General features: G+C 63.5%; 11 protein-coding genes. 7 read left to right on the plus strand and 4 right to left on the minus strand.

Annotated elements, in window-relative coordinates; genetic code table 11:
• Positions 1–162: 162 nt before the first annotated feature.
• Entirely contained in the window at positions 163–3642 is a 3480-nt protein-coding gene (locus BMF89_RS11100; protein WP_078107148.1) for a fibronectin type III domain-containing protein, read from the plus strand.
• 21 nt (positions 3643–3663) lie between these two features.
• On the opposite strand, the gene BMF89_RS11105 is transcribed toward BMF89_RS11100, so the two are convergent.
• The gene (locus BMF89_RS11105; RefSeq protein ID WP_078107149.1) at positions 3664–5355 is read right to left on the minus strand and encodes a helix-turn-helix domain-containing protein; all 1692 of its coding nucleotides are present in this window, start codon (positions 5353–5355) and stop codon (positions 3664–3666) included.
• Between the two features lie 127 nt (positions 5356–5482).
• On the opposite strand from BMF89_RS11105, the gene BMF89_RS11110 reads away from it, so the two are divergent.
• From BMF89_RS11110 to BMF89_RS11130, 5 genes are read left to right on the plus strand one after another with little or no spacing between them, the layout of a single operon-like run.
• Positions 5483–6778, plus strand: a complete 1296-nt coding sequence (locus tag BMF89_RS11110) for an alpha-hydroxy acid oxidase (RefSeq protein ID WP_171983460.1) — start codon at positions 5483–5485, stop codon at positions 6776–6778.
• Positions 6775–7722 carry an ABC transporter substrate-binding protein gene (locus BMF89_RS11115; protein WP_078107150.1) on the plus strand — a complete coding sequence of 316 codons (948 nt, stop codon included), beginning with the start codon at positions 6775–6777 and terminating at the stop codon, positions 7720–7722. Before BMF89_RS11110 ends, BMF89_RS11115 begins: the two co-directional genes overlap by 4 nt.
• A 12-nt stretch (positions 7723–7734) precedes the next feature.
• Positions 7735–8658, plus strand: a complete 924-nt coding sequence (locus BMF89_RS11120) for an amino acid ABC transporter permease (protein ID WP_078107247.1) — start codon at positions 7735–7737, stop codon at positions 8656–8658.
• Positions 8655–9419 (plus strand): amino acid ABC transporter ATP-binding protein, encoded by a 765-nt coding sequence (locus BMF89_RS11125; protein WP_078107151.1) that lies wholly within the window; start codon positions 8655–8657, stop codon positions 9417–9419. Before BMF89_RS11120 ends, BMF89_RS11125 begins: the two co-directional genes overlap by 4 nt.
• A 52-nt stretch (positions 9420–9471) precedes the next feature.
• The gene (locus tag BMF89_RS11130) at positions 9472–9852 is read left to right on the plus strand and encodes a Rid family detoxifying hydrolase (RefSeq protein WP_078107152.1); all 381 of its coding nucleotides are present in this window, start codon (positions 9472–9474) and stop codon (positions 9850–9852) included.
• A 64-nt stretch (positions 9853–9916) separates the two neighbouring features.
• On the opposite strand, the gene BMF89_RS11135 is transcribed toward BMF89_RS11130, so the two are convergent.
• The 3 genes from BMF89_RS11135 to BMF89_RS11145 all read right to left on the minus strand — a co-directional run bounded on the left by BMF89_RS11135 (position 9917) and on the right by BMF89_RS11145 (position 11822).
• The gene (locus tag BMF89_RS11135; protein ID WP_078107153.1) at positions 9917–10546 is read right to left on the minus strand and encodes a hypothetical protein; all 630 of its coding nucleotides are present in this window, start codon (positions 10544–10546) and stop codon (positions 9917–9919) included.
• Positions 10547–10678: 132 nt separating this feature from the next.
• The gene (locus BMF89_RS11140) at positions 10679–11113 is read right to left on the minus strand and encodes an SRPBCC family protein (protein WP_078107154.1); all 435 of its coding nucleotides are present in this window, start codon (positions 11111–11113) and stop codon (positions 10679–10681) included.
• A 55-nt stretch (positions 11114–11168) separates the two neighbouring features.
• Positions 11169–11822 carry a hypothetical protein gene (locus tag BMF89_RS11145; protein WP_078107155.1) on the minus strand — a complete coding sequence of 218 codons (654 nt, stop codon included), beginning with the start codon at positions 11820–11822 and terminating at the stop codon, positions 11169–11171.
• A 325-nt stretch (positions 11823–12147) separates the two neighbouring features.
• On the opposite strand from BMF89_RS11145, the gene BMF89_RS11150 reads away from it, so the two are divergent.
• Positions 12148–13182, plus strand: a complete 1035-nt coding sequence (locus tag BMF89_RS11150; RefSeq protein WP_078107156.1) for an iron ABC transporter substrate-binding protein — start codon at positions 12148–12150, stop codon at positions 13180–13182.
• Positions 13183–13186: the final 4 nt, after the last annotated feature.

Here is a 13186-nt window from a genome sequence, read left to right on the forward strand (position 1 = left end):
GGCCCGCAGCTGCTGCCAGCCGGGTGAGCACACTCAAGACGCGGCCGGATGCAGCGTCCTATCATCGCCGAAGACCCAGGGTGGGAATGCTCCCATCCTTGACGGTTGCCCGGCTTCGAATGGACGGTGAGTGGAGTGGTTGGATCCTCGACGCATGAGCAGATGGTCACACGGTATTTCGGGGTACGTTGGACCGCCGTCGGAGCGTGCGCAGCGATGGTCCTGGCACTGCTCAGCGGCTTTGCTCTGCCCGCGCATGCCGCAGCCAACACAGTCATTTCCCTGACCTTTGATGACAGCAACGCGGACCAGTTGACCGCCGCTGCCACCATGAAGAACCTGGGGCTTCACGGCACCTTTTACACAGTCTCCGGATGGATCGATCAGCCGAGCTATTTCACGTCGGCGAACTTGCAGCAACTGTATGCGGACGGCAACGAAATTGCCGGGCACACCGTCACGCACCCGGACTTGGTCACGTTGACCTCGGATGAAGTGACGCGGCAGGTATGCAACGGCCGGGTTGCCCTGGCAAACATGGGGTTCAAAGTCACCAGCTTCGCCTACCCCTTCGCGTCCCAGGATCCCGCGGTGCAGACCATCGTGAAGAATTGCGGTTTCAACAGCGCACGCGGGCTCGGCGACCTTTACAGCAAGGACGATCCCGGGCTCCCGGCGGCAGAAACCATCCCTCCCGCCAACCCGTACGACACCGCGGCGCCGGAGGAAGTGGACAGCACGTGGACCTTGTCCAACTTGGAAGACTCCGTGACCAAGGCTCAGGCTGCCGGCGGCGGTTGGGTTCAGCTGACGTTCCACCACATCGCTGTGGGGACCGATCCGACCCTCACCATCAGCCCCGACTTGTTCAACCAATTCGCCTCCTGGCTAGCGCAACAACAGACGGCAGGCAGCGTTGCCGTCAAGACCGTCGACCAGGTCATCGGTGGCCCGGTCCAGCCGCTCGTCTCGGGTCCGCCTGTGCCGCCCCCGCCACCACAGGGAACCAACATGATCCAGAACCCGAGCCTCGAGACGCTGACCAGCGGGATTCCGCAGTGTTGGGCTGCGGGTGGGTACGGCACCAACACCCCCAGCTTTTCAGTGGTCTCGCCTGGCCACACAGGCAACAACGCGGAACTGCTGACCATGAGCGGCTACGTCAGCGGCGACGCGAAGCTCCTGCCGGCCCTGGACCTCGGCGGCTGCTCACCCACGGGCACTCCGGGCCATATCTATCAGCTCAGTGCCTGGTATAAATCCAATGTCATCACCCAATTCGAGGTCTACTACCGCACTGGAACGGGGTATTGGACCTACTGGACGGCGAGCCCGTTGTTCAACGCGAGCAGCAACTGGACACAGATCACCTGGACCACGCCTGCTCTTCCGGCAGGCGCCTCCGGTATCAGCTTCGGCCTGAACATCCAGTCCAACGGCTCGATCACCACGGATGACTACTCGATGATCGACGTCAGTCCCGCTGCCTCGACGGCGCCGGCGGCTCCCACCGGCGTGACCGCGACGGCGGGTAACGCTTCTGCGGTGGTGTCGTGGACGGCACCTGCCAACGGCGGCTCCCCGATCACTTCCTATACGGTGACGCCTTCGTCCGGGGGCACGGCACTGGCTCCGGTAACGGTCTCCGGTAATCCGCCCTCGACGACGGCGACCGTCACCGGCCTCACCAACGGCACCGCCTACACGTTCACGGTGACGGCCACCAACGCCGTCGGGACGTCACCCCAGTCCGCGGCGTCGGCGCCCGTCACCCCGACGGCCCCGACAGTTCCGGCCGCTCCCACCGGGGTGACCGCGACGGCGGGTAATGCTTCCGCGGTGGTGTCGTGGACGGCGCCTGCCAACGGCGGGTCTCCGATCACTTCGTATGCCGTGACGCCTTCGTCCGGCGGCACGGCACTGGCTCCGGTAACGGTCTCCGGAAATCCGCCCTCGACGACGGCGACCGTCACCGGCCTCACCAACGGCACGGCCTATACGTTCACGGTGACGGCGAGCAACGCCGTCGGGACATCCGCGCCGTCGGCCGCCTCGGCGCCCGTAACTCCCACGGCACCCGTTCCCGGCGTCGTCAACGGCGGTTTCGAATCCGGACTTAGCTCCTGGACCACCGGAGGGGTCAAAGCGCCGGTTGCCTCGACCACCGCGCACACCGGCACCGGCTCGGCGCTCCTGGGCCTGGCATCAGGGGCCGAGCCGCTGGGCGACAGCAACCTGTCCCAGACCATCACCATGCCGGCCTCCGGGACATCCACACTGTCCTTCTGGTACCAGCCGCACACGGCTGACGAGACCTGCACAGGCACCGCGTGCAGGTACGACTGGATGGAAGCGCAGGTCCGCTCCACGAGCGGCACGGTCCTGGGCAGCCTGTTCAAGCTGTGCAACGACAACGGCACCTGGACCCAACTCAGCGCCAACCTCTCCGCCTACAACGGCCAGACCATCGTGCTCTGGTTCAACGTCCACCTCGACGGCTCCAGCCCGGCGGATGACACTTGGATGTACCTCGACGACGTCACCCTCACCAACACCCAAACGACGCCGACGGCACCCGCCGCGCCCACCGGCGTGACGGCGACGGCAGGTAATGCCTCGGCAACCGTGTCCTGGACTGCGCCGGCCAACGGCGGCTCCGCGATCACCTCCTACGCGGTCACCCCGCACGCAGGCACCACCGCCCTGGCCCCGGTCACCGTGACCGGGAACCCGCCGGCGACGACGGCGAACGTCACGGGGCTGACTAACGGCACCGCCTACACGTTCACGGTGACCGCTACGAACGCCATCGGCACCTCCCCGGCGTCGGCCGCTTCTGCTGCTGTCACCCCGACGGCGGGGGCGACGGCACCCGCCGCGCCCACCGGCGTGACGGCGACGGCAGGTAACGCCTCGGCAACCGTGTCCTGGACTGCGCCGGCCAACGGCGGCTCCGCGATCACCTCGTACGCGGTCACGCCGCAAGCAGGTACCACCGCCCTGGCCCCGGTCACCGTGACCGGGAACCCGCCGGCGACGACGGCAACCGTCTCCGGGCTGACTAACGGCACCGCCTACACGTTCACGGTCACCGCTACGAACGCAATCGGCACCTCCCCGGCGTCGGCCGCTTCTGCCGCTGTCACCCCGACGGGCACGACAACCTCGGCCATCACCAACGGCGGCTTCGAATCCGGGCTCACCGCATGGACCACCGGCGGCGTCAAAGCGCCCGTGGCCTCCACCGTCGCCCACACCGGCACAGGCTCGGCGCTTTTGGGCCTGGCTTCGGGTGCGGAACCCTTGGGCGACAGCAGCCTGTCCCAGACCATCACCGTCCCCGCCACCGGAACCACCACCCTGTCCTTCTGGTACCAGCCCCACAGCCAGGAAGACCCCTGCACCGGCAACGCCTGCCCCTACGACTGGATGGAAGCACAAGCCCGCACCACCACCGGCACCACCCTGGGAAGCCTGTTCAAACTCTGCAACAACAACGGCACCTGGACCCAGCTCACCGCCGACCTCACCGCCTACAAAGGCCAGACCATCATCCTCTGGTTCAACGTCCACCTCGACGGCTCCAGCCCCGCCGACGACACTTGGATGTACCTCGACGACGTCACCCTCACCAACGGCTGAATCGGTGCGAAAGAGGTCCTGCTACTTGGATGCGGTTGGCGCTGCCGCCCATTCCGCTTCAACCGCCAGGTCCATGGTTGTGAGCCGCAGCCAGAGCCAGAGCCGTTTCTGCGGGTCGTCCAGATCGAGGTCAAAGTCCTTGGCCAAGCGTGAGATCCGGTAGCGGACGGTGTTGTTGTGCACGTGGAGGCGGGCCGCCATCGCGGAGATATTTCCGTTCGAGGCCATGTACGACCGCAGGGTGTCCAAATAGTCGGTCTGCTGCTCGGCGTCGTATGCCTGGATTTTCGCGATGTCGTCGAGCTCGGCAAATCCGCTTTCGCTGATGAAGGTCCCGATCTTCAGGAGATTCAGGGGGATCCTGTAATCCTCGAAGAGCCCGACGGAGGGGGCGGGCCCGCCGGCGGCATCCGGCTTCGTCGATTGTTGGTGGAGCAGGTATTGGAGTGTCTGCAGGGCTTCTGACCGGGATCCTGGCAGCTCCTCCACACGGGCTGCAATACCGCCGACGGCAGCGATGAGCGGATAGGAGCTGATCGTGTGGCCGTACGCGCCGATTTCCTGCACCACGCGCCGATGGATCGCCCTTGAAGTAGCCCCGTCGGAGGGAAGAAGCGCGTAGACCACGGAATCGATGAGGGCGCTGTGGCTGGTGTTGAACTGCACGTTGCAAACGGTGGTCACCAAGTGCAGCAGCCGATGGATTTCACGCACCGACTCCAAGCTGCCTGTTTCGGCCCGAACGATCGAAAAGGCCGCGACGGCGAGCCCGCCGGAGGATTCGAGCCCCAGTTGGGCTGCGGCAAAGGGCGCATGTCCGGGGTCCTCCATGAGGGTCCGGATCAGGTCTCCGTTCCTGCGTTCCCCGAAATCGGACGCGGAGCGGGCATGGAGCATGTGCAGTCCGGCCAGCGGCGCCATCCGGTCGAGTGCTTCCAGGGCCGCCTCCCGTTTGTCTTCGCCCGGGTCGATGATCCAGATCGAGCCAAGCAGTTCGCCGCTGGCCCTCACGGCAAGGGCGAGCCTTGGCATCTCTTCATCGATTCCGGGGATGAGCACGGCCCCGCCGGACGCGTAAACGGTCTTGAAGTCAGCATCGAACGCCGGCGGCTTGATCTCCTGCAGCGAGAGCGTGGTGACACGGCGGAGCTCGTCGATGGGCTGGCCGGGCAGTGTCGAGTAGCCCAGGATCCTGCCGAGCGGATCCACAATACTGGCCGCGCCGTTGGTGATGGATGCGGCAGCGTTGGCGAACGCGTAAAGATCCCCGAGTCGGACGCCGGAGACGGAGTCCACGGCAGCACCCATGACCGACGCCCGGGCCAGTGCCACGAGCCGTGTCCAATCGGCGGAGTCAGGTGCGATGAGGACCGCCAGATCGTAGCGGATCGCGGCAGAGCGCAGCTCCTCCAAGGGCGCCCCATGGGCCTTGACGATTACTGCGGCCGCGTTGCTATTCGACGCCCGGTGAAGAAGCTGGTCAAAATCCGGCGAACCGCACATGAGCCCGACGGCGAGGACGATCCGGCCATCGACGCTGGTCCATTCGTCCATGGGGTCGTACATGAGTACGTCCGAGACAGGATGTCCGAGGTTGTCCGGGGTGGGATTCGCGTGCACCAGATCGGCCTGCATGAGCTGGATGCAATCGGACAATCGCACGACCGCGGTCTGGAAACCGGGCTCTCCGGGGTGCCTTTCCTTCGCATCCATAGTTGGAAGATATCACAAGTCCAGAGCAAATCTTATGGAGGAATCAACATGTAGAAGGGAAGAGATCTACATCACCATTGAGGAAGGTACCGAAAGAGAATTCCCCCAAAAGACAGAGGAACAGAAAATGAGATTCAAGGACATCAGGGCGCTGGCCTCGGTGCAGGGACCGGCCCGGTCCGTGTCCGAGCGGCTGTCCAGGCGCTGCTACAGCGTCGAGGACATGAGGAAACTGGCCGCGAAACGCCTTCCGGGAAGCGTGTTCGATTACATCGAGGGTGGCGGCGAGGACGAGGCCTCACTGAAGCGCAACCGCTCCTCCTTCGACGACTGGGCCTTCCTCCCGAAGTGGGGTTCGGTGGAGCATCTGGACCTCGGCTCAACCCTCCTGCGCGGTCCGGTGGCGATGCCGCTGACGCTCTCGCCTACCGGCGGCACCCGGCTCTTCCACCCCGACGGCGAGACCGCCGTCGCCCGCGCGGCCCTTGAGGCAGGCGTTCCCTACGGACTGGCGCACATGAGCACCACCACCATGGAGGACGTCAGTGCCGCGACCCCGGGCCTTCGGCGATGGTTCAATATCGAGCCCACTGCGGACAAGGGATTGCTCCAGGCCGTCCTGGACCGGGTCTCGAATGCCGGATACGAAGCGCTTCTCGTCAACGTCGATTGCCGCGCGATTGGCCACCGGGAACGTGACTACCGCAACGGATTCACCGCGCCGCCGTCGATCAAGCCCAAGACTGTCATCGAAGGTGCGCTGCATCCCAGGTGGGCCCTAGGGTTCCTGGCCCACGATGCGATTGCCTTCCCAAATCTCGACGCCGAAATTCCCGAAGGCCCGCTCTCCAGCAGCCCGGACATGTGGCGGACCCTCCTGGCTGGATCCTACGAACCGACGGATTGGGACGACATTCGTGACCTGAGGTCGCGCTGGAACGGTCCGATCATCCTCAAAGGCGTCGTCAATCCCAACGACGCCGTCATTGCCGCCGGGCTCGGCATCGACGCCATCCAGGTCAGCAACCACGGCGGCCGGCAATTGGACCACATGGCTTCCCCGCTGGACGTGCTTCCCGACATTGCCGAGAAGGCGGCCGGCCGGCTTGAAATCATCGTCGACGGCGGCATCCGCCGCGGCTCCGACGTCGTCAAGGCAATCGCCCTTGGCGCTGACGCTTGCTCCATCGGTCGCCCCTACCTGTACGGACTGGCAGCGGCCAGCCAAGCGGGAGTAGCTCACGTCTTGAAACTCTTCGCCGCCGAAATCACGCGCACCATGATGCTCCTCGGAGTCTCCACGATCCAGGAACTCCGCGAAGAAGGCCGCGAGCTGATCCGTCATCGCAGCGAATCGTTCCCAGGTACTATCCCCACTCTTGAGGCCCAGATGGCCTACGCAGAAACGAGGTCCTCCCGATGAAATCCCCAACCACCAGCCCCCGCACGAAACACTCCCCGTTCGGCGTCGCCGCCGCCGTCGGAACGGCAGCACTGTTGCTTGCCGTCACCGCCTGTTCTCCCGCAACGTCCGCCTCTTCGGCAGCGTCGCCGGGCGGTACCCCCGGGCCGGACGCGAGCGTTCCCGCACTGGACGTCAACCAGGCCGCCGCCCAGTTGCTCCCGGAATCCATCAAGGCGAGCAAGGTCCTGCGTGTGGCCATCCCCACCAACGAGCCGCCCACCCAGTTTTACCGGGAAGGCACCCAGGAGATGACGGGTGCCAACCCCGACGTCGCCCGCCTGATCGGGGAGGCGCTCGGAGTGAAGGTCGAGATCCAGGTAGCCAATTTCGATTCCATCATCCCGGGAATCGCCGCTGGGCGGTATGACATGACCGTCTCCTCGATGACCCCGACGGCGGAGCGGATGAAGGTGCTTGATTTCGTTGACTACATGCAGATGGGCAGCACCATCGCGGTCGCGAAGGGCAATCCGCTGGGGCTCAATGAGAAGTCGCTTTGTGGCAAGAAGGTCGGAGTCCTGACTGGTTCCTACCAGCTCACAGTCGACGTCCCAGATTTCGACAAAACATGCACGGACGGCGGCAAAGACAAGATCCAGACAAGCGAGTTCCAGGACACTCGCCAGGCTATTTCGGCCCTCACCAGCGGACGCCTCGACGCCGTGTTGGCTGATTCGCCCATCCTGAACTTCGCCGCGACGCAGAACCCGCAAATCGAGATCGCCGCCAAGTACGGCTTCGCACCGGTCGGCGTCGGTATGCCGAAGGGCTCCGGCCTGGTCAAGTCTGTCTCAGCGGCCCTCAACACCGTGATCGGGAGCGACTCCTACGTCAAGGTCCTCGGGAAGTACGGCCTTGAATCCAGCGCCATTACCGACGCGCGCGTCAACTTCGCCCAATAAAAGGTGACCATCATGCAGCAACACTCCATTTCCGACACAAGGCAAAGCCTTCCCACGGCCCCGGGCGACTCCATCCCCGTGGTGCCGCTCCGACACCCCGTCCGCCTGGCAATCGCCGTCGTCCTCATTCTTGTCGCATTCAGTGCCGCATGGGATGTGGCGGCAAACCAGCGGTACCACTGGGACGTCGTCGTCTCCTATCTCTTCGCCCCGCAGATCATCACGGGAGCCGGGCTCACCATCCTCCTCACCGTGGTGTCGATGAGCGTCGGCATTGCCCTTGGCACGGTCCTGGCGATCATGCGGCTTTCGGCCAACCCGATTGTCAACACCATCAGCCGGGCCTTTATCTGGTTCTTTCGCGGCACCCCGCTGCTTGTGCAGTTGATCTTTTGGTACAACATTGCCGCCCTGTATCCGGTGATCGCGTTCGGACTGCCCTTCGGCGGCCCCTCCGTGGTCCTTGGTTCGGCCAACGTGCTGGTCTCTCCGCTCGGTGCGGCGTTGCTCGGACTGTCCCTGAACGAGGCCGCTTATATGGCCGAGATCATCAGGGGCGGCATCGGATCCGTGGACAAAGGCCAGTACGACGCCGCCCGGGCTCTTGGCATGAACGGCAACAAGCTCATGAGCCGGGTCATCCTCCCGCAAGCGATGCGCGTCGTCCTCCCACCCACCGGCAACCAGGTCATTTCGATGCTCAAAGGCACCGCCCTGGTCAGCGTCTTGGCCATCTCCGACCTGCTGTATTCGGCACAGATCATCTACGCCAACAACTACCAGACCATCCCGCTGCTCATCGTCGCGAGCCTCTGGTACCTGCTTATGACGACCATCCTGAGCTTCTTCCAAACCAAACTCGAACGACGGTACGGCCGCGGCTTCGACGCCGCACCGCGACGGACGCGCCGGCTAAAGACAAGGACAGCACGATGACTACCGCGATGGTGGAGGCCCAAGGAGTCCGCAAGAGCTTCGGTTCGACGGAAATCCTCAAGGGCATTGATCTGAAGGTCGAACGAGGCTCCGTGACCTGCCTCATCGGCCCCTCAGGCTCAGGAAAGACAACCTTCCTCCGATGCATCAACCACTTGGAGAAGGTCGACGCCGGACGCCTGTACGTTGACGAACATCTGGTCGGGTACTCCGAGCGGAACGGACGCCTCTACGAAATGAAGGAACGGCAGACCGCTCGTTCCCGGCTGACCGCGGGGATGGTCTTCCAACGCTTCAACCTCTTCCCGCACATGACCGTGCTGGAGAACGTCGTGGAAGCGCCGATACACGTCCTGGGACGCCCCCGCAACGAGGTCACCGTGGAAGCCCAGGCCTTGCTGGACCGGGTGGGTCTCGGCAACCGGGGGCATTCCTATCCCCAGGAGCTCTCCGGAGGGCAGCAACAGCGCATCGCGATTGCGCGCGCACTGGCCATGAAGCCCAAGCTCATGCTTTTCGACGAGCCGACGTCGGCGCTGGACCCGGAGCTTGTGGGCGAAGTGCTCGATGTCATGAAGTCCCTGGCCGAAGCAGGGATGACCATGGTGGTGGTTACGCACGAATTGGGCTTCGCGCGCCAAGTCAGCGATCAGGTGGTCTTCATGGACCAAGGGGTAGTTGTTGAAAGCGGCAGGCCCGAGGACGTCCTGGGCAACCCGCAACACGAACGCACCCAGGCCTTCCTCTCGAAGGTCCTCTAAACATCGGCAATCCCGGCCGGCCAACGGCCGGTCCCCGGAAAGGAACCCATCAATGTCCCGCAAGCAGGTCACAACCGAACTCGCACCCAGTCCGGCCGGCCCCTACTCCCAGGCCATCGTCGCCAACGGCTTCCTCTACACGGCTGGCCAGACTCCGCATGACCCCATCAGCGGTGACGCCGTGGGAACCACCATTGAAGAGCAGACACTCCAGGCCATGAACAACCTTGGCGCGGTCTTGGCCGCGTACGGGCTCGACTTCTCCCACGTTGTCAAAGCGACGGTGCACCTGCACCATCCGGGCCGCGACTTTGCAGGATTCAACACCGTCTACGAAACGTTCGTCGAAACCCCGTACCCGGCCCGCACAACGGTGGGTTCGTTCCTGGGTGACTTCCTCGTCGAGATCGACGTGGTCGCCGTCGTGCCCTAGCGCTTAGCGCTTAACGCGGAAGCGGCGGCCGCGAAGATTCGCAGCCGCCGCTTCCTGCTGAGCGTTAGGAGTTCTTGGTCGCGGCAAACATGCGGCGCAGCGTGAAGAAGCAACCCAAGGCGCCGAAGAGTAGCGCCATGAAGAAGTCGCCCATGTACCCCTTCACGAAATCCGGGTTGTTCGCCAGGTTGTAGTTCATCAGGTCCCACGGCTCGGAGCTGGTGATCAGGGACAAGGGCTGCCTATTGATGTACTTGGCGGCGTCCAGCCAGACTCCAGCGACGAAAGACAAAATCGCGGTGGCAGCTGTGATGGCCGCTATCACCCACACTCCTTTCCTGCTCAGCCCGCCAGCTCCCATGGCATAGAAACGGGCCGCCATCGCGGCAGCGGCGAAAGTGACGAGCGAGGACATCCAGCCAAAATTCCAGATGACAAGCCACAGAACGACGCCGATCGGGAGGGCCGGGAGTGCGAACAGGGCTCCTCTGCCCACGTTCTCGGCCCTTCGAATCGGGCGGGCGGGCGGCCATGCTGGTGCCTGGGATTGGTTGGATTCCGGATGCCAAGAGGGAATCTGCGGGCCGGAGGATTCCGGGGCGCTCATCCCGAACTCAGGCTGGGGACGCTGCGACGCGCCGTATTCGTTGCTGCCGGGCTGCATGTTTTCCGGCAGGTTGGTGCTTTCGGTCATTTTTCCCCCAAATGTGGACCGCTGCAAGCGTACGGAACATCCTTGCACGCGCCGGCGGAAATTCGCCAGCGTTTGAGCGAATAACTGCGTCGGCCATTCGCAGCCGAGGGGGAGAGCCTGGGGCCGACGTTTCTAGCTGGCTTCGAGGATCTTCTTGAGGTTCTCCAGGTCCTTGCGCATCGCTATGCGCATCATCGGCGCCATCACGATGCCTGCAAGGGCAGAGAACCCGGAAGGTTCGCCTGTGTTGCGGAGCGTCATGCGGGTGGCGCCATTTTCATCGGACCAGGTGTACGTGGTCCGCATTGGGAAAGGACCTTGGCTTGTGCGCATGGTGAGTTTCTCGCCGGGGACAAACTCGGTGAATTCGTAGACATAGTCCAGATTTCGGCCCAGGAATCGTGCGGTGAAGGCAACCCGGGATCCGACCGCGAGCGGCTTCGGCGTCTGCCATTGTGCAGATCGTATGTTCACGTACCAGACCGGCGCGTTGTCCGGATTGGAAGCATAACTTGCCACGATCTCGCGGGGCTGCCGGATCAGTATTTCGGTCTGGACGTTCACCATGTCCCCAACTATCGCAGAACGCGTCTATCGGCCGGTAATCCCATATCCAAGGAGCTCAGGGCAAGTTGTCGGAAAGCGTGGGAGCGTGCCCGGCTTCTCCGCCGTGGGGTTCAATCTCCACGTAGTAGATCGTCCCCGTGCCAGGGGCGTGGAGGCGGTGCGGTGAGTGACGAATCGGCCGGTAGTCGTGTCCGAAGGGATCGCGCACCGTGACACGTTCAAAGTGATCCAGCCGCGCGAGGAGGCCATCGACGTCCCTGAGTGTCGCGGGATGGGTCTCTTCACCCGCTACATCCACTACCCAGGGCGAACTGATGGCGCTGCTGGCGAGCTCCAGGGTGAGGGTCTCGAATATTCCGGCCAGAAGGGCATCCAGGGTTGTGGGGTAGAGGCGGAGCAGCCGATGCGCTTGCGGTTCCCGGCGTCGGTCGGTGATCCAGGTTTGGCGGAGCCACGTGAATTCGACCCGGCCGAACGAGGAGCCTAAGTTCAGCTTCCGGCCCTCCTCCAACGTCAAATGGAAGTTGTTGCCTGCCCGGTCCAGGATGCTGGCTGCTTCCTCAACGTACTCAAGGTCCTTGAGCATGGCGGTTTTAGAAGGATAGTAGGTGAAATCACCGAGCTCATCGACCACGACGTAGTCTGCCGGATCCGCGCCGGCAAGCTCGGTATCGTGTGCGGTTCCTTTGCTGAGGTCGGTGCGTTTCATGGTGAATCAGCTCCTACGAAGGGTCAGTCCGAAGCCCGGATAGGCGTTGCGTCCTGCCTTCATCAGACCACCAAACGGACCGGCCGGCATCGGTCCTTAATGGTTTCCTTACGCCGGTGGGAGCAAATTTAGCGCCCCCGTTCACGTTTGTAACAGTCGGCCGCCAGCATGCCCAGAATTACGCAACAATGGCATGTTGTTATTAGAGTAAGGATTGCCTTGCCTATCACGCTGCCGTTCCGCCCCGACTCGTCGGGCTGCCCCGCGTGAAGGGCGGGGCTACCCCAACCATTCTGGTCCCAGCCGGAAACCTTGAAAGGCCCCCATGAAATTCGGCATCAAATCCGCTACGGTCCTTGCCGCCGCCACGGCCTCGCTGCTGGCACTTTCGGCGTGCAGCGGCGCCCCAAGCGGTAGTTCCGCGGCATCCGGCGACGGCATCGTCGTATACAACGCGCAGCATGAGAACCTCACCGGCGCATGGGTGGACGCCTTCACCAAGGAGACGGGAATCAAGGTTACGCTCCGCAATGGTGACGACCTTGAAATGAGCAACCAGCTCAGCGAGGAAGGCAAGAACTCTCCGGCCGACGTTTTCCTGACCGAAAACTCCCCGGCCATGGTACGCATTGCGAGTGCCGGCTTGCTTGCCCCGGTGGACCAGGCAACCCTCAGCCAGGTCCCGGCGCAGTACCGGCCCTCCACGGGTGACTGGACGGGCATCGCGGCCCGCTCCACCGTGCTTGCCTACAACAAGACCAAGCTCAGCGAGGACCAGCTCCCCAAGTCCTTGATGGACCTCGCGGATCCGTCATGGAAGGGCCGTGTGGGCGCGTCCACAGGCGGAGCTGATTTCCAAGCCATCGTCAGCGCGATGCTTGCGCTCAAGGGGGAAGACGCTACCCAGAAATGGCTGGAGGCGGCCAAGTCCAACTTCAAGTCCTACAAGGACGACACCCCGGTGCTCGCGGCCGTGAACGCAGGCGAGGTCGATGCTGGAGTTTTGTACCACTACTACTCTTTCGTGGACCAGGCGCAGACCGGAGAAAACAGCAAGAACGTTGCTCTTCACTACTTCAAGAACCAGGACCCGGGTGCTTTCGTCAGCGTGTCGGGCGGCGCTGTTCTGGCGTCCAGCAAGAAGCAGGCCCAAGCGCAGGAGTTCCTGAAGTTCATCACGGGTAAAACAGGTCAGCAGGTCCTCCAGAACGGTGACTCCTTCGAGTACACAGTTGGTTCCGACGTACCGGCCAATTCCAAGCTCGTGCCCCTCAAGGATCTCCAGGCACCCTCGGTGGACCCCGCCAAGCTCAATAGCGAGAAGGTCACCGAGCTGATGACCAAGGTCGGGCTGCTCTAACGGG

This window comes from Arthrobacter sp. SRS-W-1-2016 (genome assembly GCF_002009585.1).
In the GTDB taxonomy this organism is placed as follows: Bacteria; Actinomycetota; Actinomycetes; order Actinomycetales; family Micrococcaceae; genus Arthrobacter; species Arthrobacter bambusae_A.